This is a genomic window from Acinetobacter sp. SCLZS86 (assembly GCF_021560715.1).
Lineage (GTDB): Bacteria > Pseudomonadota > Gammaproteobacteria > Pseudomonadales > Moraxellaceae > Acinetobacter > Acinetobacter towneri_A.
The window spans coordinates 529,513-551,571 of sequence record NZ_CP090864.1; the positions used below are offsets into that span (position 1 = coordinate 529,513).

Here is a 22,059-nt window from a genome sequence, read left to right on the forward strand (position 1 = left end):
CCTAAACAGAATCCCCCTAAATCCCCCTTTTTCAAAGGGGGACTTTCGTTTTAAAGCCTCGAAATGGAGCTCCTCTCTTTGGAAAAGGGAGGTCGGAAGGGATTAAATTATTCTGGCATGTTTAACCAATGTGGACCTAAAGGAACTTTCGGTAAATCAAACTGTTCAGGATAATGCGCCTGAATAAAATACAAGCCATCGGGCGGGGCGGTAATCCCTGCGGCTTTACGGTCTTGAGCTGCAAAAATTTGGTCAATATGCGCAATGTCATACAAACCTTGTCCAATCTCCAATAGGCAACCCATGATATTGCGTACCATGTGATGCAAAAAACCATCGGCTTGAATATCTAATACCAAATAATTGCCGTGACGAATTAAGCGGCAATGACTGACATGACGGACAGGCTGATTGGACTGACACGCTGCGGCGCGAAAGCTTTCAAAATTATGTGTCCCTTCAAATTTCTGCGCAGCTGCAATCATTTTATCGACATCTAAGGGATAATAAGCGTGGGTGACTTGTTTGTGCAGCAAGGCTGGGCGCTGTGGATTGTTATACACTACATAGCGATAACGCCGTGCCTGAGCCTTAAAACGAGCATGGAAGTCCATATCCATTGTTTTAATCCATTGAATTGCAATGTCTTTGGGGAGTTGGCTGTTGGCACCCATCAACCAACCGCGTTCAGGGCGAATGGCATGCGTATCAAAATGTGCCACCATGTTGGTTGCATGCACGCCTGCATCGGTACGTCCTGCACCATGTAAAATAATGGGCTCATCGGCAATTTTGCTCAGAACTTTTTCAATGGTTTCCTGCACACTGGGTACGCCTGCTTGCTGGGTTTGCCAACCCCGATACCGAATACCACAAAACTCTATTCCGATTGCAAAACGCTGCATAATCACCTCAAATCACACTGAAGACTGCCAATGCGCATACCACTGTGCAAGGCTGTCGTATTGTAAATACATTTTTAAGGCTTTGGCATAAAGATCCGCGTGACTTTGGCAATCACTGATTAAAATTTTACTGTCCTGTAACCACTGACTGATCGCATAGCGTTGCTGCATGTCACCAAAAGGGACTTGTGTGGTGAGAATCACGGCACATTGTTGAGCTTGCAAGGCCTGAATTAACGCAATCACTTCGTCATTGATTGCCATATTTCCAGTACCATAACTCTGTAAAATCAGGCAGTGTGGTGGCTGTTGCTGTAAGGCTTTTAAATTATCGACCAAAGCAGAAATGGCAATTGGCTGCAACATCCAATTCAGGCAGTTAAAGTGCTGGGCTTTTTCAATATGTTGAGTTCTAATCTTGAATGCTGGCTCATTCTGCGATTTGCTCTCCGTGCAAGCCAAAGCGGACTGACCTGTAAATGCATTTAACTCGGTGGTGTGTTGTTTCAGTGCCGTTGCGGCATGAATCAGTTGATGATGGAAAGCAAGATATACGCCCGGAGTCACTTGATGAATCTGTTGTAGAGCAAAATTTAGGTTGTCTAAGGCATCACTAAATTCACGGGTATCTGTACCTTGTGCATTGAGTAAGGGATATTGGCTACCCATGAGAATGACATGAGTACTTTGCGCTAAAAAACGTGCTAAGACTGCACTAGCATAGCTGAGCGTGTCTGTGCCATGTAAAATGACGAAATATTGAAAATTATCTTGTTGTAATTTTTGAATATATTGAATGAGCTGTAACCAGTCTGCTGCTGTACATGCGCTACTGTCTTTAATGACAGGGGCAACAAAGCATTCAATCTCTAAATTTAGTGGCAAAACCTGTGCCAAGCGTGGCAGAAATTGTTCGGCAGGCATTGGGCTTAGTGGTTCACCGACACAGCCAAAAGTGCCGCCCATGTAGATTAACGCAATTTTTTTCATCATAAAAAAAGCAGCCAAGAATGACTGCTTAATCTTAATCTGATTTGAATTAAGAAGCGATTTGATTCAGTAACTGATCGGCACGTTGGCGTTGTTCAGCAGAGTAATTTGCGCCTTGTTCGCTAAGCAAAGCTTTCGCAGCATCATAAGCGCCCAACTCTACATATTGACTTGCTAAGTCTAAGTTCAACTGAATTTCATCCAATTGAGATAAGTCTGGGAATGATTTCACCAATGGATCATTCAGATCAACATCTGTGCTGACCACAGCTGCAGCAGGTTCAAGTGTAATACTTGGTGCAGCAATGACTTCAGGCTCAATTGCAGGCTGAAGCTTGGTTTCTGCAGCAGGCGTACTGTCAAATGTGAAATTAAAATCAGGTGGTGCAGATTCAGCTTTTGCTTCAACAGTCGCAGGGGTTTCTGTTGTTGAAAAGTCAAAGTCTAAACTTGGGGCTTCAGTTGTAGCAGGTGCATTTGCTGGTGTTTCAGATGCTACTATTTCAGTTTTATTCGGTTCTAAATCAAAAGAAAACTCAAGCGGTTGGGCTGCTTCTGTAGCACTTGTACTTGGCTCAGGAGTAATTGCGGGTGTTTCAGTTTTCTCTGTTGCTGGTGCAGTATCTACAGAAAAATTAAAGTCTAAAGCAGCAGGTTCTGCTTTTACTTCAGGCTCAGCTGCTTTTTCTACAGGTGCAGCAGCAGGGCTGAAATTTAACGATGAGGTATCAAATTCTAAAGCTGCTTCAGGTGGTGCTGTTTTATTTGAGGTCAGTTCGTGCTGTAACTGGTCAAAAGAAGTGCTATCAGAAGAGATATCATCTTTTGATTGTATGAGGGCGTCAAAATCAACAGTTGATTTTTGTTCAAGAGGAGTCGATTCTAAAACCGTTGGAGTCGTTGGTTGAAAATCAATCCCATCAATTACTTTGTTGTTTTGCTCATCAAATGCTTGTTTTTGAGCTTCTGCTTGAACCAAAATATCATCAAGGCCTAAAGCGCGTATATGATTCAGCAATTGATCAATTGCAAATTCATCTTTTTGTTGCAAATGAATATCAAGCAATAACAAATACAAACCATGCAAAGAATTATCACGTTTTAATGCTTGGTTAATTTGCGCTTCTGCAGCAAAGAAATTACGTTCTTTGATCAGGTTTTCAATGTTGGTTTGGATTTTTACAGGGACAGGGGTAGAGTGTTGTGGTGTTGGAACAACCTCTTCAGCCACCACCGATTTCTGTGCAACTTTTTTGGTAGTTGTGGTTTTCTTGGCATTGGTTTTGGCTGGCGCTGCTGTTTTCTTGTTGCTCGGTTCGGCTTCTTTACTTGCTTCACGCTTTTTCAAGAAAATTGCGATCACCAATAATAAAATAAACGGAATCACATAAATCAGCATGTTTATACCCCTTGAGGATGTGGTACTTGTTTGACCTTATCCCAAAAAAATCATTGTGTGTAACATTTAGTGTTTTGGCTTATTTGCGGCTTGTTGTTTTTGCAATTGTTGTTGCAGTTCAGCAAGGCGCGCGTTGAGTAATTGAATTCTGTGATCCTTCTGACGTAATGCCAATTCTAATTCTGTTACGTTTCTCTGTAATTTAACGGTTTTCTCACGAGATGTCATAACTTTTAATGACAAGTCGCCCGAAGTTTGTGTGGATTGAGTGTTCTTCTTGGCAGAACCATGGGTAGAGTCCTGTTGATTTTCTGCTACAAGACTCATTTCTGCTTGATTTAAACGATATTTGGCTTTGCCTGATTGTGGTGCGCTGGCCGTTTCTGGTTGTGGAATTGCGACTTTTTTCTCTGGTTTAGAGTTAGCTTGTGCATGTAAATTTAAGGTTGCACCACGACGTAAACGATTGGCATCACCTTGAATAAAAGCATGTTCATTATTGGCTTTGATTTGCTGCATCACCTCAGCAACAGGGCGATTATTTTCTCCTGCAATGCGTGAGGCAATGGCCCATAATGATTCATTCGATTGTACTACATGTTGGGCATTGACCGTAGGCTTGGCTGTGGCAGAGCTTGGCTTAGCCTGTGTAGCCGCTGTTTGTGCAGGCTTTTTCGTTGCAGCAGCAGGCTGAGTTTGTGCTAGTTGCTTCGTGCGTTGCTGTTCAGCAAATTTTTGCACTAGTGGATCAGCCGATTGTTGTGCGGTGACTGAGGTGGTGGCTGTAGATGTTGTCTGTGTTAGGTTGCTATTTGTCTGTGCTGGTGCTGCTTTTGGGGCAATCACAGTCGTATTTTCCCTTGCTGCGCTACGGCTTGGCGCAGTTTGAATTACTGTTACTGCTTGATGGTTTAATGCAGGTGGAGTATTACGTTGAATGGTTAAGGGTGCTTCGAAGGCTTGTTGTTCAATTGCTTTGGGTGTTTCAACTTGATAGGTCGCACTTACAGGTAAATTTAAAGCAATATCTTGCTCATTGACAATCATGATAGGCGTTAAAGCTTGTTCATTGCTGCGTTGCATCGCGGCCAATGGAGCAGGTGAACTGCGTTTTAAAGGTGTGCGAATATGTTGCAGGCGGGTTGCATTGCCTTCTTTAATTTTAACTACAATATTCAACTCAGACTCAGTTAACGGTCGGGATGAAGTAATGGTGATGACCCCTGTGCCGTTGCTGTTACGACGTGTAAAAAAGTTAAGATGACCTGGTGGGCGGTGACTCGCACCAATTGACATCAGATCTTCAGCCGTAGCTAAACTGACATCAATCGCTTCATTAACATTCGATTGACGAAAGTTGATTTCGGCATAGAGCAATTCCCCAGTGGTTGACTGAATTTGAATCGGGTCAACATTCATTGCATACATTTGCTGTGAAGCCAGAATAGATAAAATAGCGATCTTTAATTTGTTATATACAGTCATCTTAATTGTTAGCTCGGTCATTTATCGCAAGGCGAAAAGGATAGAGTAGCGAGTTGTAGGGCGATTGTAAAATATTAACACGTTGATTACATAAAAAAGCCAGTCTAATTTGACTGGCTTGTTAAGATCGATCACGGAATCGAAAATGATTCAGTGTTCACGACGAGGCTTAAGCATTTTTGTAATCAATTAAGATGCGTAACATACGACGTAATGGCTCTGCTGCACCCCAAAGTAATTGGTCACCTACAGTGAATGCACCGAGGTATTCTTTACCCATGTTCATTTTGCGTAAACGACCAACAGGTACTGTTAAAGTCCCTGTAACTGCAACTGGGGTAAGATCGGTCATTGATGCTTCGCGGGTATTTGGTACTACTTTTGCCCATTGGCTCGATTGACGAATCATATCTTCAATTTCGTTCAGTGGAACGTCTTTTTTCAGCTTCAACGTGATTGCCTGAGAGTGACAACGCATTGCACCAATACGCACACAGTGACCATCAATTGGAACGATTTGCTGATTGCCTAAAATCTTATTGGTTTCAACCTGACCTTTCCACTCTTCTTTTGACTGACCGCTTTCAAGCTGTTTGTCGATATATGGAATGAGAGAACCCGCTAAAGGCACACCAAAGTTTGCCGATGGGAAACCTTCGCCACGTTGTAATTCGGCAATTTTAGAGTCGATGTCTAAAATGGGTGAACGTGGATCATCTAACAAGTCTTTGGTGTTGTTGTACAAGTAGCCCATGCCTGTGATCAGCTCACGCATGTTTTGCGCACCTGCACCAGAAGCTGCTTGATAGGTCATTGACGTTGCCCACTCCACCAAATTGTTTTGGAATAATGAACCCAAGCCCATCAACATGAGTGAAACAGTACAGTTACCGCCCACAAATGTTTTGGTGCCATTTACCAAGCCATCTTTAATGACATTCATGTTGACTGGATCAAGTACGATAATCGCTTCATCATCCATACGTAGGGTAGATGCAGCATCAATCCAGTAACCATTCCAACCTTCTGCTTTAAGCTTTGGGAAAACGGCAGAAGTGTAATCACCACCTTGACAGGTAATAATGACATCCATTTGCTTCAGACTTTCAATATCTGTTGCATCCATAAGTGCTGGGGCAGTCTTACCACCAAACGCTGGTGCTTCACCGCCAGCATTACTGGTAGAGAAATAGAATGGCTCAAAATGAGCAAAATCATTTTCTTCAACCATACGTTGCATAAGGACGGAACCCACCATCCCGCGCCAACCGACCAGACCTACTTTCATGTCACTTTGCCTCGGTGCGTTAAAAACAATAAAGGAATGTAAGTCTATCAAAAGGGGACACAACTGCAAGCATTACATGAACAAAACATGAGTATTATTGAGAGAAATCTCGTGTTTGTGTTACATACAAAATTGATAACTTTGGTTTTCATGTAAAAACCAAAAAAAATACAAAAGAGTAAAGCAAGATGATTTGGGTAAAAGGGCTTGCAATATTAGTCATTTGGTTAAGTTTTTGGTCACTGATTCCACGCGATGAATGGTGGATTCGGGGCGCAGATTTTCCACGTTTACAGATCTTGGTTTTAGGCATCATTGCCTTTGTTTTGCTCCTGATTTGGGAGCAGACGTGGGATATGTCTAGCCAAGTGATTTTGATTGGACTGATTGCGGCTTTGGCTTATCAGCTCAAAATGGTTTTACCCTATACCTTGCTGTGGAAAAAACAGGTCAAACAAGTCCGCCCTGAACAGTTAAATCCTGAAAAACAGATTTCATTAATCGTGTCCAATGTCCTGACACCAAATCAGAAATATCATCTGTTGATTGAACATATTCAAGCCTTAAAACCAGACTTAGTATTGACTTTAGAAACTGATTTGGCATGGCAAAAAGCCCTGTCTGTGATTGAACCCGACTATCCTTATCGGGTCGCTGTGCCTTTAGATAATTTATATGGCATGCATTTGTATAGCCGTTTGCCGTTAAAAGACAGTGAGATCAAATTTATTCTGAGTGATGAAATTCCATCTATTCATACCAGTGTGATTTTGCCTTCTGGGCAACCTGTACAGTTATATTGTTTGCATCCCAAACCTCCGAGTCCGACTGAAGCCAAAGATTCAGTTTTAAGAGATGCCGAATTGTTAATTGTAGGCGATCAAATCAAAGATTTAGATGAAAGCTGTATCGTGATGGGAGATTTAAACGATGTAGCATGGTCGCGGACGACACGCTTGTTTCAAAGAATCAGTGGTTTGCTCGACCCGCGCGTTGGGCGGCACTATATCAATACCTTTCATGCCGATTATCCTTTATTGCGTTGGTCATTAGACCATGTTTTTCATAGTACCGATTTTGCATTGGTGGATATGCAGCGTTTAGCGCATATCGGTTCAGACCATTTTCCTGTGTATGTGGTATTGCAAACTGGACGTGTGTTTGATCGAATTCAAGATGAATTACCGCAAACCGATGCCGATGAGCAAGAAGCTCAACAGGCGATTCAGGAGGGGATTGAAAAAGCAGAGCGAGAAGAAAAACTGGTGACCGATGAAATTGCACAACCATATAAAGCGCAGAATAAATCAGTTTAGAAATTAAACGAAAAGCGTACGAAATGGCTTACACGGATTTAGGCGCATGACGCATGTTTTATTCTGACTGATCTGGTTAAGATTAATTCATCAGCACAAGGACTCGGGAACGGAATATCCCATTAAGGAAGACGACGCTGATGGATAAACATCAAGGATATGATGTAGGTAAGGAACGCCACACAACAAAATAACAATAAGTTTTGAAAGCACAACCTCATAAGCCCGAGTTTTACAGGATGTAGAACTCGGGCGATGATTTTTTAGGGTTTATTTTTTCACTCTCATTTTTTAAACAAATTAAATTTCAATCAGCTCGATTCAGTTTTAAGGCTTTAGGTATGTTTTGACTGCAAAACTTGCTGATATAAATCTATGGTTTGATGACACATATCTGCCAAGCTGAACAATTCAACAGGGGCGACACTTTGCGGTGTTTCCAGATGCAATTGCACTGCATTGAATAAAGCGACTTGGTCATCTACCGCGATGAGTCCTTGCGGATACAGTTGTGACAGAATTTCAGCGACACCACCACGGTTCCAGCCAATCACAGGTGTTCCTACCGATAAAGCTTCAAGCGCAGTGCGTCCAAAGGTTTCTGCCTGATTGGAAAGTGAAAGTACAATATCGCTAAACGCAAGCCACTCGCGAATGTCAGAACGGTGTCCAACAAAGGTTATCGCTTCGGTCAAATGTTTATCTCGAATATTGCGTTCCAGTTCCTGTAAATAAGCTGCTTTTTTAACATCTGCACCGCCTACAACAACAGCATGAATCTGTGGATACTGGGTTTTTAATTTCGCAATCAGATCAATCAATGTTTCATGACCTTTTAAGCGGGTGATACGTCCCGGCAAACAAATTAAAAACTTATGTTCAAGTTCTGGGAAATCTTGATAGGTTTGTTGAATCCATTGTACCGAAGGTTGATACCCATGCGGAAATGCAGTAGGGTCAATCCCACGATAAATGCGGACAATATCTTCTGGTGGGCAGTTTTGATAATGATCACGAATGTATTTGACCACACTGTCAGAAACTGCAATCACTTTTTCCGCTTGAGTCATAATTTGACTGTAACGGTTAATTGAATAAAAACCATGTACCGTTGAAATTAAGTGTGGGCGCTTTTCGGCTGGAATCCCTTTTAGGGCAAAATGAGTCAGCCATGCAGGTACGCGGGAACGTACATGCACAATATCAGGTTGATGTTGCATAATCAGTTGGCGTAAAGGACGGATTTGCCACAAGCTTGATAATGATTTTTTGTGGATGGCTAACCTTAAATGGGTGGAACCTTCAGCCTCAAGTTGGTTGACCATCCGTCCGCCATTCGACACCACCAATGACGTATGCCCTTGAGCGACTAAAGCTCGGGCGATTTCGAGCGTACCGCGTTCTACACCACCACTGTTTAATTCGGGTAATAACTGCATGACTTTCATGAGTCTTTCCTTCTGCCGTGCAGATTAGTAAATATTATCATAACCTTCGGGGCGACTCTTAAACCGACGATGAAACCACATATATTGGGTAGGGGCGATCCGTAATTGCTGCTCAATAATGAAATTGGTACGCGTTGCATCTGTAACTTCGTCTGCGCTTGGAAAATCTAGCAGTTCAGGTTCAATCAAGACTTTATATTGCGGGTTGGAAAGCTCACCTGTACGGTAAAAATATAACGGAATTGCTGCGGCCTTGGTCATTTTAAGTAAACGACGATGCGCCGTAACTGTCGCTGCAGGCACGCCAAAAAACGGTGCCATAACACCTTGTTTTAAACCAAAGTCCTGATCTGGACTATACCAAATGGCACGACCATTTTTTAAGTGACGGATTAAACCACGCATGTCATCGTGGTCAATTTGATGACCGTAAATGGTGGCGCGACAACGGTAAATCAGCATGTCCAGTAAAGGATTATTTTGTGGGCGATAGACCACATCGGGGTCAAAATATTGTGCACAGACATAGCCGCCTGCATCTAGCAGAGTAGAATGTGTGCCTAACAATAAAACTCCACGTCCAGCTGCTTGGGCTTGCTGAATATATTCTAAACCTTCAACCTGAGTGCGTCCTTTAAACCACTGTGGACAGTACCACGCATTTAAGGTTTCAAATACGCCCAGCATCTGATCGACAAAGACTTGGCGAGCATTCTCTTGAATTTCAGCCTCACTCCACTCAGGAAAACACACTTCCAAATTGCGTAACGTGGTTACACGACGTGATTTCATGCTGTTAAAGGCAAGATTGCCTAAAAACTGTGCCAGACGATACTGAATTGCCCACGGTAAAATGGCTAAAATCATTAGGCAGACAATACCAATCCAAATGCCCCAATATTTTGGCAACAGGAAAGACCATTGAAATTCGCCTGGTTGATATTCAGTGTGTTGACTCATAATGACCGTGTAAAGTGTTGTATCGTTGCAGTTTAGCACGAACCGATTTTAAAATTTAAAAGCATCCGTCCAATGGGAAAGATGCTTAAAACGGTTTTGCGAAGTCTTTCAGGACAAGCGTAGACGAAGTGTCAATAGACCCTAGTTACCATTCGCCAAGTTTTCCAGTTCGTCCCAACGCTCCAGTTTTTCCAGCAACTCTTCATCAATTTCTGCTAAACGCTGTGAAGCTTTGGTGGCTGCATCGGCATCTGTTACAAACCAAGAGCCATCCGCCAGTTTTTCAGCCAATTCGGTTTGTTCCTGTTCCAGTGCTTCAATTTCACCAGGCAGCTGTTCTAAAGCACGTTGATCTTTATAGCTCAATTTTACTTTTTTGGCTGTTGGCGCTGCTGCAGCCGCTTCGGCTTTGGCAACGGCCTTTTTAACATCACTTTTTTGATCAACCACAGTTTGGTCAGGGCGTTGCTGCAAGTAGTCCTGATAGCCGCCAATATATTCATCAATATTGCCTTTGCCATCAAATACCCAAGTCGAAGTCACCACGTTGTCCATAAAGGCACGGTCGTGTGAAATCAGCAATAAGGTGCCTTTATAGTCGCTGAGCATTTCCTCAAGCAATTCTAAAGTGACCATATCTAAGTCGTTGGTCGGCTCATCCATCACAATCAGGTTAGATGGTTTGAGTAATAATTTGGCCAGTAAAATACGGTTGCGTTCTCCGCCAGACAAGGCTTTAACTGGCGTGCGCGCACGTTCTGGTGAGAATAAAAAGTCTTGCAAATAACTATAAATATGACGACGTTGTCCGTTCACATCAACAAAATCTGAACCTTCAGATACGTTATCTTTTACTGACTTTTCCAAATCTAAGACGTTACGTAATTGGTCAAAATAGGCAATTTCCAGTTGTGTGCCTGTTTTGACAGAGCCACCATGTTCAATTTCACCTAAAATGGCTTTAATCAGAGTGGTTTTACCGACACCGTTATCGCCAACTAAACCAATACGGTCGCCACGTAATACCAGTGTAGAAAAGTCTTTAATAATTGGAGCTTGATTGCCAAAGGCCACTTGTAAATGTTCAATATCAAAGACCAGTTTACCTGAGCGATTGGCTTCTTGCGTTGCCATATTGACTTTGCCTTGTTGGAAGCGACGCGCTTTGGATTCTTCGCGTAAGGCTTTTAAGGCACGCACACGTCCTTCGTTACGTGTACGACGTGCTTTAATGCCTTGACGAATCCATGCTTCTTCTTCGGCCAGTTTTTTATCAAACAGCGCATTTTGTTTTTCTTCGGCTTCTAGTTGCTGTGCTTTTAAATCTAAATAACGTGAATAGTTACCTTCGTAGCTGCGTAATACACCACGATCTAACTCGACAATGCGGGTGGCGATACTATCGACAAAAGCACGGTCATGCGAAATAAACAGCAGCGTTAAATTATTTTGATCGAGTAAGAATTTTTCTAGCCATTCAATACTTTCCACATCTAAGTGGTTGGTCGGCTCATCCAGCAACAACACGTCAGGTTGGGTGAGCAGGGCACGTGCCAACAATACACGACGTTTACGTCCCCCGGATAAATCGGCTAAGTCGGCATTTGAGTCAAGTCCCATTTTGCTTAAAATGGCATTGACCTTATTTTCCAGTGCCCAGCCATCTAGCTGATCTAGCTTGTGTTGCAGGTTCCCCATACGGTCACAGGCATCCATATCACCTAATACACAGGCATCACTTGCTTCGTGATAGGCTTTTAATACTGCAGCAGCTTCACCTGCACCATCGGCCACAATATCGGCGACTTTGCCTGAATCCATGGGTACATCTTGCGCCAACATGGCTATGGTGATGCCATTTTGAATGGACACTTCACCTGCATCGGGCAGTAAACTTCCTTCAATCAGTTTAAGTAGAGTAGACTTACCTTCTCCGTTACGGCCAATCAAACACACTCGTTCGCCACGTTCTAGGTTAAAATTCGCGCCGTCGAGCAAGGCAGGTCCACCAAATGCAAGTTGGACATCCCTTAAAGTAATATAGGCCATAGTGTTTCCTAAAAAATCTCAAATGAGGATTTGAAATGACTAAACAAAGTATAGATGATCAGGCGTCATTTTCCGCACCCATTGAAGATTTGCAAGTGCGAATTGCATTTTTGGACGATTTAGTTGAGCAATTGAATGAACAAGTGGTTCATCAAAGCCTGGAAATTGCTGATTTAAAGAAACAAATGCAGTGGTTATATCAGCGGGTGGAGTCGGCAGATTTGTCGGATGGGATTGCACCGTTTGACCCGATGACCAATCGTCCGCCACACTATTAATCAACCGTACTTAATCAAAGATATTTGTTTCAGTACTGAATTTAATTTGACCTTTGCTGTACTTCCCGCTGTAATGCTCGGCTGCTGTGCCTGAATCTTTTAAACCTATTGTGTTCGCTAAAGTTTATGTCCTCTAAAGTTGTATTACTTGACCTTGAAAATAATCTGCCTACCGCGACTTTGTTGCGAGAAATTATTGAGCATCATCCGAGTGTGTATTTATTTAATTGTGCAGGAAAATTTGAATATAATTTGCAGGATCTAACTGAACTCGCTGGTTGGATCAGTACGGGTCAGCTTATGATTTTAGACAGTCCGCGCGCAGAGTTTAAAGAGTTTGAATATGCGGTGGTGGTGGGGCAACTGATGGCACTGCTAGAGCCAGAAACACAAGTTGAAGTGATTTCTGCGGCAGACAGTATTCAGGTTTTAATGGAAATGTTGCAAGCATCTGAAATTGCCTGTCACCTGATTCATATTCAGCCTGAAACGCAGTCTAGGAAAAACAAAAATCGTTTACCAAGCCCAACGGCAATCCGCAGCAAACCTGAATTGCTATTGGTAAAAAAGTATTGTGATGCGTTGGCAAAAATGTCAGGCAAGCCAACCAACTTAGAAGCTTTAAAAAACTCGATTGCCAATATTTTGCAACTTGAGGCAGACAAAGTGCAGCATGTGGTTGGCATGTTGATGAGCCTGAAAATTGTAAAGAGAGTGGATGAGCAAATTAGCTTTCGTAAAAAAGTACTGAAGCAGTGGGTGCAAATTGACTTAGATGCAGTGGAAGAATCTGCACAAGAGGCGACAGTCACTTCTACAATCGCGGCGAAAACTGAAACTGCAGAGGTACATCCTCAGCACAGTTTATTTAAAAACTTTAGCAAAATTGACCCTGTGCAATGGGAAGTCGCCAAAAAATTACGTGAGCTAAAAGGTGAAAAGCCGAAAGATATTTATGAATTGCGTGATTTGCTGGAACAGTTATTTCCAAAATCTGATATTCGTTTATTGCTAAAAGAACTGATAGAAAAAGGCTATATTTATTGGAATGGACATGAAGTTCTATATAGTCATGAAATGTTCTTGAGTTAAAAGATTGTGAGAGTGTATGAAAAAAGTCTTGTTGTTGGATATTGAAAATTTACATAAATCAGAAAAAGAACTTCTAAAATATTTATCTGAATATCAATTCGTGTATTTGGTATATGCAAAATCACCTATAAATTTAAGCTTAGATGGTTTGCAGATGCTTTCTGATTTTGTGAGCAAGAAAAAGCTTGTTCTTATTAAAATGCCTAAGATTGGCCCAGATGCTGCAGATTTTGGATTAGCTTTCTTAGCTGGTCAGTTATCTATTCAAATGGATAAATCAAATGTTGAATTTGATGTAATGTCTAATGACAAGAAAATTGAATATATTGTTGATTTATTGACAGTAATGGGTTTTAAGTCTCAACAGTTAAAAAGGGATCTCTTATCTTCACCTAGCAAAGAGTTCAAATTAATAAATCAAGAAACTGATTTAAGTTCTGATGAACTGAAACCTTTACTGTTTGCAATCCAATTACTTTTAAAAAATCAACCCAAACAATTTAATTCATTAAACAATGCTCTAAAGTCTTGGTTAAAAGGATATACAAGCAATACCAGAAAGATTATTGAGCAGTTAAAAGATTATCAATTGATCCAAATTAAAGATCAGACTGTAAGTTATGAGCTATCTCGGATGAAAGATGCTCTTAAATTTAGAGAAAAAGGTGAGGTACAGGCTTTGAGTAAAGCTTTACCGTCAGTTGATGAAATTCAGATTAAGCCGCACTTGCAAAGAGTGAAACAGTATTGTGATTATCTAAGTAAAATTAGCAAAAATAAACCTGCAAAATTAAATAGTTTACTGAATTCGATTCAATCTGTATTAAAGTTAAACGCTCAGCAATTGGCTCAAGACTTTATCAATATTTTAATAAAGCAAAATATTGTTAAGCAAGAAAGTACTAAACTAATATATAACGATTCCTTGATTGAGGCTTGGGCAAGTCTAGACAAAACTTGTTTGAATACAACAATAATTCAGACAAGTTTGATGGAACAACCTAATACGGAAGTTTTGTCATAAACAGTATAAGCTTCTGATAAAGCCAGTTGATTTTAGTCGGTGGTACTTGCGTTTTATATTGTGCTTATGCAACTCTAATATAAGAATAGAAAGGTTGTACTATGGAAAATACTGGAATTTGGGTTGCCGTTGCCATCATCATCTTTGTGATGGGCTCTATTTTTGGTTTGCGCGTTAGCCCAAGAGAAAAAGCTTTGGGATTGATGCGTGAAAAAGCCCGAAAAATGGGACTACATCCACGTTTGGTGGTTGCACCTGATTGGACAAAAATTCCGAAAGCTACGGAATCACGTGCCAGAATGGTGGCGTATTACAGCGTACTCATTGCCGATGCACGTTTACCATTAATGCGTGCTTTGGTGAAAGATCAAAAGCTAGAGCTGCTACATGGTGATGATAAATTCCAAGACTTACCCATTGCATTAAAGGGTATTTATGCTATTGATATGCAGGCAAACTGTGTAGGAGTCTATTGGGATGAAGAAGCCGATCTTCGCGCGACTCAATTAGATGAGATGAAAGCCTTTTTACATAGCTTGGCTGAACGTTAATTTTAAACCATTAAATAGGAAATACGGTTACTTATGGCGAACGCTCCTCGGTCCACATCCAAAAGCACTGCAGCCAAATCTGAAGCTGGTCACAAACGTGCCTTAGTGATTGTGGAGTCGCCTGCAAAAGCGAAAACAATCAATAAATATCTTGGTTCGGACTACATTGTGAAGTCTTCGGTTGGTCATGTTCGTGATTTACCAACCAGTGGTAGCGCAAAAACCACAGAAAAGAAAACCGCCACCCGAACCAAACTGACCGAGGCTCAGAAAGCTGAAAAAGCTCAACAAGCATTAGTCAACCGTATGGGGGTTGATCCTGAACATGACTGGAAAGCACATTATGAAGTGCTGCCAGGCAAGGAAAATGTTGTCGCGGAATTAAAAAAACTGGCATCGCAGGTCGATGAAGTCTATCTCGCAACGGACTTGGACCGTGAAGGGGAAGCGATTGCGTGGCACTTAAAAGAAGTCATTGGTGGAGATGACTCACGTTATCAACGTGTGGTGTTTAACGAAATTACCAAAAATGCGATTCAAGAAGCCTTTAAGCATCCTGCGCGTTTAGATACCAACAAAGTCAATGCCCAACAGGCGCGCCGTTTCTTAGACCGCGTGGTAGGTTTTATGATTTCGCCACTGCTCTGGGAAAAAATTGCCCGTGGTTTATCGGCAGGACGGGTGCAGTCAGTTGCAGTTAAGCTAGTAGTAGAACGTGAACGTGAAATTCGTGCCTTTGTACCTGAAGAATACTGGCAAGTCTTTGCAGATACTAAATCAGCAAAAGATGACATTCGCCTAGAAGCAGTTAAACAAGCGGGTAAAACCCTCAAGTTACGTAATAAAGCTGAAACTGATGCTTTACTGAACTTGATTAAAGATGCGCAATACACCGTATCTGCACGTGAAGATAAGCCGACCAAAGTCAACCCAAGTGCGCCGTATATCACGTCAACACTGCAACAGGCAGCGAGTACCCGTCTTGGTTTTTCAGTCAAGAAAACCATGATGCTGGCACAGCGTTTGTATGAAGCAGGTTTTATCACCTATATGCGTACTGACTCGACCTTCCTGAGTGATGACGCGGTCAATATGGTACGTACACATATTGAAGCGGAGTTTGGTCAAAAATACCTGCCTGCTAAACCAAATCGATATGGCAATAAAGCAGGTGCACAAGAAGCGCACGAAGCGATTCGTCCATCTAATGTTGCGCTTAAAGGCGACAATTTAGTGGGTGTAGAACGCGATGCACAGCGTTTATATGATCTGATTTGGCGTCAGTTCGTCGCTTGCCAAATGACACCAGCCGAATATTTGTCATCGACTATTTTAGTGGATGCCAATGGTGTTGAGTTAAAAGCCAAAGGTCGTACGCTGGTTTTTGATGGTTTTACTAAAGTGCGTGGGCAAAACAAATCGGATGATGATGTGTTACTGCCTGCAGTTAAAGTCGGTGAAATTCTTAAATTAGTAAAGCTTGATCCATCGCAACACTTTACCAAACCACCTGCGCGTTTTACTGAAGCTTCCTTGGTTAAAGAGCTGGAGAAAAAAGGCATTGGGCGTCCTTCGACCTATGCTGCGATTATTTCGACCATTCAAGACCGTGGTTATGTCAAACTAGAAAACCGTCGTCTTTATGCCGAAAAAATGGGCGAGATTGTTACAGACCGCCTGGATGAAAGTTTTAATAATCTGATGAACTACGACTTTACAGCAGACTTGGAAGGTCAGCTAGATAAGGTTGCAGATGGTGAACGTGACTGGAAAGACTTACTCAACAGTTTTTATGGTGACTTCAAACAGCGTTTGACAAATGCACAGGGCGAACAAGGCATGCGCCGTAATCTCCCTGTAGAAGTTGATGCAGTGCATTGTAAAGAATGTTCGCGTCCAATGCAGATTCGTACAGGTACAACAGGGGTATTCTTGGGATGTTCAGGTTATAACTTGCCACCAAAAGAACGTTGCAAGGGAACTTTGAACCTGACTCCTGTCGAGTCGCTTGCCGCATTGTCGGATGATGATGCCGCTGAAACTGCAGATTTGATGTCTAAAAAACGCTGCCCAATTTGCGAAACGGCTATGGATAGTTACGTGATTGATGGTGGTCGTAAACTGCATATTTGCGGGAATAACCCAGACTGTGTAGGTTTTGAGCTAGAAGAAGGCGAGTTCAAAATTAAAGGCTATGATGGCCCAACCATTCCGTGCGACAAGTGTGATGGCGAAATGCAGTTGAAAACAGGTCGCTTTGGCCCTTATTTTGCCTGCACCAGTTGTGAAAATACACGTAAAGTACTCAAGAATGGTCAGCCTGCGCCACCGCGTGTTGATCCAATTAAAATGGAACATTTACGCTCAACCAAACACGATGATTTCTTTGTGTTGCGTGATGGTGCAGCAGGTTTGTTCTTGGCAGCCAGCAAGTTTCCGAAAGTCCGTGAAACCCGTGCGCCGAAAGTCGCGGAATTGCGTACAGTTGCAGAACAGCTTGATCCGAAATATCAGTTTATTTTGCAAGCACCCGATACAGACCCAGAGGGTAATCCAACATTGGTGAAATTCAGCCGTAAGAATCAAGCGCAATATATTGGTTCGGAAACGCCTGAAGGCAAACAAACCAAATGGTCATTGGTTTACAAAGATGGTAAATGGGTTGAGGCTTAATTATCCAAATTACAAAATGCTGGCTTCGGTCAGCATTTTTTTAAATCATATAATTTGAAATGTGAAAAAATAAAAAACAGAGAGGTTTTGTGAATCTTAATCCGATGTGGGGGGCGAGTTTAAAGATAATAAGATTAAACTCGGTAAAGTGATTGCCTAAAGATATTTAAAGTATGTGGAAAAAAATCCGAATTTTATGCTTATTGCTGGTTTTACTGGTTGTTGCAGTCAATGCTTGGCGTGATCAGAACCAAGACTGGAATAAGCCCATCATCGTATTGTTACATCCAATCAATGCCGATGGACGATCAAATACCCAAAACTATATCAATACATTAAATATCACTAATTTAAATTCTGCTCAAGACTATCTAAAACAAGCTTCTTTGCAGTATCGTGGGCAACCTATTGCGCTTTATTTCAAACAGGGGCGAGAATTAAAGCAGTTGCCACCAAAAGTGCCTGAGCAAGCATCGCTACTGAGCACCGTACTATGGAGTTTAAAGTTCCGTTTTTACGCTTGGCAGCAACGACAAAGCAGTGATGGTGCGGCAACCGTGACGCTGTACCTGAATTATTATGATCCGAGTCAAACTCAAATTTTGAAACATTCCACCGCTTTGCAAAAAGGCAAAATTGGCTCGGTGAATTTATTTGCTTCTGCTGCGCACAGTGAGCGCAATACCATGGTGATGGTGCATGAATTACTGCATACTTTTGGCGCCACAGATAAATATGATTTGAGCACAGGTCAACCGATTTATCCGATTGGTTATGCAGACCCAAATCAGCAACCGTTATATCCACAACGACAGGCTGAACTAATGGCGGGTTATGTGCCACTTTCGCAAAGCAAAAGTAAAATGCCTGAATCGCTACAACAAACACGTATTAACGAAATCACTGCCATAGAGTTGGGTTGGAAATAATGTGGATAAGCATACACTTATCCACATCTCCACAATATAACCTGTGTAAAAGTATGTGCTTGAGCATGACTTGAGTATGAATTGAGCCATTTATATTCATGGGTTTATTCCTAAACCGATCTGTTAAACTATTCATCCACCCAGTACGATGAGTCACTATGAGTTTAGCCAGCCTAATTGATGAATTGAATCCCCAACAAAAACAAGCAGCCACGACAGCACATCAACATAGTCTGGTCTTGGCTGGCGCAGGCTGTGGCAAAACCAAAACCATTGTGGCACGTGCAGCGTACTTGATAGATCAAGGTATTCCAGCCAATCAAATTCAAATTTTGACTTTTACTCGTCGTGCGGCGAGTGAAATTGTCGCTCGGGTGGAGTTGGCATTGGGTGAGCAAGCCAAAGGCTTACGTGCTTCGACCTTTCATACTTTTTGTATGTATCTGTTACGACGTATTCCTAAAGCTTTTGGCTTAGAGCAGTTTTCTATTATTGATCGTGATGATCAGTTGATGATGTTTCGCCTCATTCGCGGAAAAGATGATAAGAAAAATCCAAGTCAGTTACCCAAGCCTCAAGAATTATGTGATTTATATTCTTTTGCGCGGAATACCCGTCAAAAACTGAGTGTGGCTTTAGAAAAACAGCAGCCTGAATATTTGGCATTAAAAGATCAAATTGCTGAAATTATGCAGGAATATGAAAGCCGTAAACGCGCACGAGGCTTTCTCGATTATGACGATATTTTGGCTGTGGTGGCATCGGCATTGGCACAGTCTGAAGGTCTGGTCGATTATGTCGCGTCAATTTGTCAGCATCTTTTGGTCGATGAAATGCAGGACACCAATCCTTTGCAATGGGCTTTGCTTGAACCCTTAAAAGATCGGGTTAGTCTGTTTTGTGTGGGCGATGATGCACAATCTATTTATGGTTTCCGTGGTGCAGATTTTGAAAATATTCATCATTTTACAGAGCGTGTACCCAACGCCCAAATTTTTAAATTAGAGCAAAATTACCGTTCTACACAGGAAATTTTAGACTTATCTAACTGGCTATTAGATCAAAGCGAGATTCGTTATAACAAGCGTTTGCAGGCGCATCGTGGTGATGGCATCAAACCCAAAATGCATATTTTCCCGAATGAATTTGATGAAGCCAAATGGATTGCGATTGATATTAAAGAGCGACATTTCTTGCAAGGCGCGCCGTGGTCAGATCACATGGTCTTGGTGCGTTCAAGTTTTGCAGCGCGACATATTGAAGCTGCCTGTATTGCGGCAAGTGTGCCGTATCGTTTTATTGGCGGCATGAAGCTCTTGGAAACTGCGCATGTAAAAGACTTGCTTAGTTTATTGCGCGTTATTGCCAATCCTTTAGATGATATTGCGTGGATGCGTTTTCTCACTTTATGGAATGGCGTGGGCGATATCGGTGCGAGTAAGTTGGCACAGCAATTGTTGCTTGAACCGACAATGGATCAGGTGATTGAAAAGCTGGAAAAATTTGGACGCTTGCCAGAAAAAACGTTATTGATCATGAAGCAAATGGATGTCTTACGACATGAAGTTGCAGCTTGCGTCGGTTTAGGCATTGAAGCTATTCAGGAACAATTGGCAGATAACTATAAAAAAGACTGGAATCGTCGTCAGGGTGATTTTCAGTTGGTGCAACAACTGGCGGGTAAGCATGCGCAGTTAAGTGAGTTTTTAGAAGAATATGTGCTCGATCCTGTGTCTATTTCTGAAATTGAACGCCAGTCTGATACCGATGTGGTCACTTTAATCACCATTCACTCTGCCAAAGGTACGGAGCAAAAAGTCTGTTATGTGGCGAATGTGACAGCAGGGCAGTACCCGCATGCACGGGCGCAGGGCAGTTTTGATGATATTGAAGAAGAACGTCGAGTGCTGTACGTGGCTTTGACCCGTGCCCAAAATGAACTGATTTTAACCAAGCAAAATTTTAATTTATGGGCGCGTGATACGGTAGATGAACAAGGGCGCAAACTGGACAGTTATTTTTTGAATGATCTGACACGGCAGTTGTGTGCGATGGAAACCCACCAGCATACCCGTCAGCAAACTGTGAAAAGTGCCTTGGTGGAACGCCAAGCGATTAATTTAGATTTTGGCATTGATCTCGATTAAACTATGCCACAAGGTTTCCTGCAAAAAGTAGAGTAGGCGAGTGCTTTTTGATGTTTTTTGCCTATTTTAAGGTTGTAAGATGAAAATTTTAGTTCGTAGTTTAGAGCGTACTGTTACTGAAGAAGAATTGTTAAAGCTTTTTCAGGAATATGGCACTGTAGAATCTTGTAATTTGGTGTTGGATGCTGCAACAGGAAAATCTAAAGGTTTTGCATTTGTGGAAATGCCACATGCACGTGAAGCAGTTAAAGCCATTAAAGCGTTGAACACTTTGCGCCTGCATGGACATGGAATACGTGTCAAAGCAGCAGAAGATAAGCCTGCATCAAAATAGTTCAAAGGGAGCAAAAGTGCTCCTTTTTTATGCGTAAATTTTAGAAAAAACACGAGATTGGCACTGCATCGGTGCGCGATTTTATCGCAGTAAAAATAGTGTATTTTTTATTGGGCGTTGTAGCAAAATCGGTTTAATCTAAGCTTCTTAGAACGCTAAATTGAGGAAAGGCTCATGTCCCGTGTTGCTCGCTTTCATGCAGATCGTACCAATCAGAAATTATATTTCGCCCGTCTTTCATGTCAGCAGGCAGAGCAAACCGAGCATGTTCAGCAAGCGCAGGCACATCGTGAAGCTGCGGTGTTTCATTTAAATGGTGCCGTACTGGCTTTTTTGCAGGAATTGGTACGGTATTATCGTTTAAATGACAGCAATCCAACTCTTAAATCAATTGAAGAACTGATGGCAGCCAAAGGACAGATTTCCCCTGAAGTGGCGATTTTGCAGCAACTGAGCAAATCGGGCTTTATTGCAGAGTTAAAACGCGCGTATCGTTTATGTCAGTACACACCTGAGCCGAGTGCACCAGAGCCTGAACATGAAACGTCATCTAATTTAATTATTAAAGTCACACAATCTCCGCAAGCATGGCTACCAGATACGAAAATTTTGCGCGAGTGGCATCGTGATTTAACCCAGTTGATTGATGGTTTTCGCAATGAAATGGTGGAATTTTAAGCCGACCAATAGCCCTTGAAAAATTTTTGATCAGCCCGATATAAATATTCTGAACGATGCAAAGAGCAAGCGCCTTTGCCACCATGTCCAGCATGGAGGATATATGTCTATAGAGCAATTGAAAGAATTATTTGGTAATCAGGAAGCAATTTTAGAGTTGGTTCAGCTTGAAGGTGGTGTGTTGGCATTGCGTAATGCAGGCTCTGAGAAAGAGCCATTGGTCAAAATCGAGTTCAATGAAGACGTCAAAGCCATATTGGGCGATCAGACGGCGGTTGTTGCACAGCACATGATTCAAGCGGCATTATTTGGCTTATTGGAAAAACAAGTCAACGAATGGCATGCCGAAATTGTAGATGAACAGCCGCAATTTATGAGTTAATCCCAAAAGGTCTTTCGGTGATGAGCTATCTTTAATGAATAGATTGTCTATCTGCTTTGGTTAAAATCATGGACATTATTAGATAGTTTTTCATCAACACAATGAAAGCCAAACTATACATCAACAAAAAA

Annotated in this window: 19 protein-coding genes; 11 read left to right on the plus strand and 8 right to left on the minus strand. The window is 42.0% G+C overall.

The features are described 5' to 3' along the window. Positions 1-107: 107 nt before the first annotated feature. From truA to asd, 5 genes are all read right to left on the minus strand, one after another. Entirely contained in the window at positions 108-905 is a 798-nt protein-coding gene (gene truA / locus LZP46_RS02345; protein ID WP_004976106.1) for a tRNA pseudouridine(38-40) synthase TruA, read from the minus strand. 12 nt (positions 906-917) lie between these two features. Then, positions 918-1,898, minus strand: coding sequence for an asparaginase (locus LZP46_RS02350; RefSeq protein WP_236094550.1), 981 nt, complete (start codon positions 1,896-1,898; stop codon positions 918-920). Between the two features lie 46 nt (positions 1,899-1,944). Continuing rightward, positions 1,945-3,294 (minus strand): fimbrial protein FimV, encoded by a 1,350-nt coding sequence (locus LZP46_RS02355; RefSeq protein ID WP_236094552.1) that lies wholly within the window; start codon positions 3,292-3,294, stop codon positions 1,945-1,947. Positions 3,295-3,360: 66 nt separating this feature from the next. Next, positions 3,361-4,779, minus strand: coding sequence for a type IV pilus assembly protein FimV (locus tag LZP46_RS02360; protein WP_236094554.1), 1,419 nt, complete (start codon positions 4,777-4,779; stop codon positions 3,361-3,363). A 169-nt stretch (positions 4,780-4,948) separates the two neighbouring features. Beyond that, positions 4,949-6,067, minus strand: a complete 1,119-nt coding sequence (asd, locus tag LZP46_RS02365; RefSeq protein ID WP_004976115.1) for an aspartate-semialdehyde dehydrogenase — start codon at positions 6,065-6,067, stop codon at positions 4,949-4,951. A 188-nt stretch (positions 6,068-6,255) separates the two neighbouring features. Between asd and LZP46_RS02370 the strand changes: the two genes are divergently transcribed. Continuing rightward, positions 6,256-7,383 (plus strand): endonuclease/exonuclease/phosphatase family protein, encoded by a 1,128-nt coding sequence (locus LZP46_RS02370; RefSeq protein WP_236094559.1) that lies wholly within the window; start codon positions 6,256-6,258, stop codon positions 7,381-7,383. 335 nt (positions 7,384-7,718) lie between these two features. Here LZP46_RS02370 and LZP46_RS02375 read toward each other — a convergent pair whose 3' ends face one another. The 3 genes from LZP46_RS02375 to LZP46_RS02385 form a co-directional block, all read right to left on the minus strand. After that, complete coding sequence (locus tag LZP46_RS02375; RefSeq protein WP_236094561.1) at positions 7,719-8,831, minus strand: glycosyltransferase family 4 protein; 1,113 nt, start codon at positions 8,829-8,831, stop codon at positions 7,719-7,721. Between the two features lie 24 nt (positions 8,832-8,855). Further along, entirely contained in the window at positions 8,856-9,791 is a 936-nt protein-coding gene (locus tag LZP46_RS02380; protein ID WP_236094563.1) for an LpxL/LpxP family acyltransferase, read from the minus strand. A gap of 141 nt (positions 9,792-9,932) precedes the next feature. Next, positions 9,933-11,840, minus strand: a complete 1,908-nt coding sequence (locus tag LZP46_RS02385) for an ATP-binding cassette domain-containing protein (RefSeq protein ID WP_236094565.1) — start codon at positions 11,838-11,840, stop codon at positions 9,933-9,935. A gap of 35 nt (positions 11,841-11,875) precedes the next feature. Between LZP46_RS02385 and LZP46_RS02390 the strand changes: the two genes are divergently transcribed. The 10 genes from LZP46_RS02390 (at position 11,876) to LZP46_RS02435 (ending at position 21,928) form a co-directional block, all read left to right on the plus strand. After that, positions 11,876-12,118 carry a SlyX family protein gene (locus LZP46_RS02390; RefSeq protein WP_070155369.1) on the plus strand — a complete coding sequence of 81 codons (243 nt, stop codon included), beginning with the start codon at positions 11,876-11,878 and terminating at the stop codon, positions 12,116-12,118. A gap of 126 nt (positions 12,119-12,244) precedes the next feature. After that, on the plus strand, positions 12,245-13,210 hold the full coding sequence (locus LZP46_RS02395; protein WP_236094567.1) for a hypothetical protein: 966 nt from the start codon (positions 12,245-12,247) through the stop codon (positions 13,208-13,210). A gap of 16 nt (positions 13,211-13,226) precedes the next feature. After that, positions 13,227-14,234, plus strand: a complete 1,008-nt coding sequence (locus LZP46_RS02400; protein ID WP_236094569.1) for a PIN domain-containing protein — start codon at positions 13,227-13,229, stop codon at positions 14,232-14,234. 101 nt (positions 14,235-14,335) lie between these two features. After that, on the plus strand, positions 14,336-14,785 hold the full coding sequence (locus tag LZP46_RS02405) for an ammonium transporter (RefSeq protein ID WP_236094571.1): 450 nt from the start codon (positions 14,336-14,338) through the stop codon (positions 14,783-14,785). 33 nt (positions 14,786-14,818) lie between these two features. Continuing rightward, on the plus strand, positions 14,819-17,458 hold the full coding sequence (gene topA, locus LZP46_RS02410; protein WP_236094573.1) for a type I DNA topoisomerase: 2,640 nt from the start codon (positions 14,819-14,821) through the stop codon (positions 17,456-17,458). 173 nt (positions 17,459-17,631) lie between these two features. Further along, positions 17,632-18,387, plus strand: a complete 756-nt coding sequence (locus tag LZP46_RS02415; RefSeq protein ID WP_179994968.1) for a hypothetical protein — start codon at positions 17,632-17,634, stop codon at positions 18,385-18,387. 158 nt (positions 18,388-18,545) lie between these two features. Further along, on the plus strand, positions 18,546-20,534 hold the full coding sequence (locus LZP46_RS02420) for an ATP-dependent helicase (protein WP_236094575.1): 1,989 nt from the start codon (positions 18,546-18,548) through the stop codon (positions 20,532-20,534). A 79-nt stretch (positions 20,535-20,613) separates the two neighbouring features. Further along, a complete protein-coding gene (locus LZP46_RS02425; RefSeq protein ID WP_004976139.1) occupies positions 20,614-20,868 on the plus strand; it encodes an RNA recognition motif domain-containing protein in 255 nt (84 codons plus the stop codon). A 174-nt stretch (positions 20,869-21,042) separates the two neighbouring features. Beyond that, positions 21,043-21,546: a DUF6586 family protein gene (locus LZP46_RS02430; protein WP_236094576.1), complete on the plus strand. Its 504-nt coding sequence runs from the start codon at positions 21,043-21,045 to the stop codon at positions 21,544-21,546. Between the two features lie 103 nt (positions 21,547-21,649). Further along, positions 21,650-21,928: a hypothetical protein gene (locus tag LZP46_RS02435; RefSeq protein WP_236094578.1), complete on the plus strand. Its 279-nt coding sequence runs from the start codon at positions 21,650-21,652 to the stop codon at positions 21,926-21,928. Positions 21,929-22,059 lie beyond the last annotated feature (131 nt).

What these genes read in the sequence shown, in the direction of transcription:
- LZP46_RS02390 (WP_070155369.1), top strand. Translation starts at nt 11,876, where the DNA reads ATGACTAAACAAAGTATAGATGATCAGGCGTCATTTTCCGCACCCATT.
- LZP46_RS02395 (WP_236094567.1), top strand. Translation starts at nt 12,245, where the DNA reads ATGTCCTCTAAAGTTGTATTACTTGACCTTGAAAATAATCTGCCTACC.
- LZP46_RS02425 (WP_004976139.1), top strand. Translation starts at nt 20,614, where the DNA reads ATGAAAATTTTAGTTCGTAGTTTAGAGCGTACTGTTACTGAAGAAGAA.
- topA (WP_236094573.1), top strand. Translation starts at nt 14,819, where the DNA reads ATGGCGAACGCTCCTCGGTCCACATCCAAAAGCACTGCAGCCAAATCT.
- LZP46_RS02350 (WP_236094550.1), bottom strand. Translation starts at nt 1,898, where the DNA reads ATGATGAAAAAAATTGCGTTAATCTACATGGGCGGCACTTTTGGCTGT.
- LZP46_RS02400 (WP_236094569.1), top strand. Translation starts at nt 13,227, where the DNA reads ATGAAAAAAGTCTTGTTGTTGGATATTGAAAATTTACATAAATCAGAA.
- LZP46_RS02435 (WP_236094578.1), top strand. Translation starts at nt 21,650, where the DNA reads ATGTCTATAGAGCAATTGAAAGAATTATTTGGTAATCAGGAAGCAATT.
- asd (WP_004976115.1), bottom strand. Translation starts at nt 6,067, where the DNA reads ATGAAAGTAGGTCTGGTCGGTTGGCGCGGGATGGTGGGTTCCGTCCTT.
- truA (WP_004976106.1), bottom strand. Translation starts at nt 905, where the DNA reads ATGCAGCGTTTTGCAATCGGAATAGAGTTTTGTGGTATTCGGTATCGG.
- LZP46_RS02430 (WP_236094576.1), top strand. Translation starts at nt 21,043, where the DNA reads ATGTCCCGTGTTGCTCGCTTTCATGCAGATCGTACCAATCAGAAATTA.
- LZP46_RS02420 (WP_236094575.1), top strand. Translation starts at nt 18,546, where the DNA reads ATGAGTTTAGCCAGCCTAATTGATGAATTGAATCCCCAACAAAAACAA.
- LZP46_RS02380 (WP_236094563.1), bottom strand. Translation starts at nt 9,791, where the DNA reads ATGAGTCAACACACTGAATATCAACCAGGCGAATTTCAATGGTCTTTC.
- LZP46_RS02370 (WP_236094559.1), top strand. Translation starts at nt 6,256, where the DNA reads ATGATTTGGGTAAAAGGGCTTGCAATATTAGTCATTTGGTTAAGTTTT.
- LZP46_RS02415 (WP_179994968.1), top strand. Translation starts at nt 17,632, where the DNA reads ATGTGGAAAAAAATCCGAATTTTATGCTTATTGCTGGTTTTACTGGTT.
- LZP46_RS02360 (WP_236094554.1), bottom strand. Translation starts at nt 4,779, where the DNA reads ATGACTGTATATAACAAATTAAAGATCGCTATTTTATCTATTCTGGCT.
- LZP46_RS02405 (WP_236094571.1), top strand. Translation starts at nt 14,336, where the DNA reads ATGGAAAATACTGGAATTTGGGTTGCCGTTGCCATCATCATCTTTGTG.
- LZP46_RS02375 (WP_236094561.1), bottom strand. Translation starts at nt 8,831, where the DNA reads ATGAAAGTCATGCAGTTATTACCCGAATTAAACAGTGGTGGTGTAGAA.
- LZP46_RS02385 (WP_236094565.1), bottom strand. Translation starts at nt 11,840, where the DNA reads ATGGCCTATATTACTTTAAGGGATGTCCAACTTGCATTTGGTGGACCT.
- LZP46_RS02355 (WP_236094552.1), bottom strand. Translation starts at nt 3,294, where the DNA reads ATGCTGATTTATGTGATTCCGTTTATTTTATTATTGGTGATCGCAATT.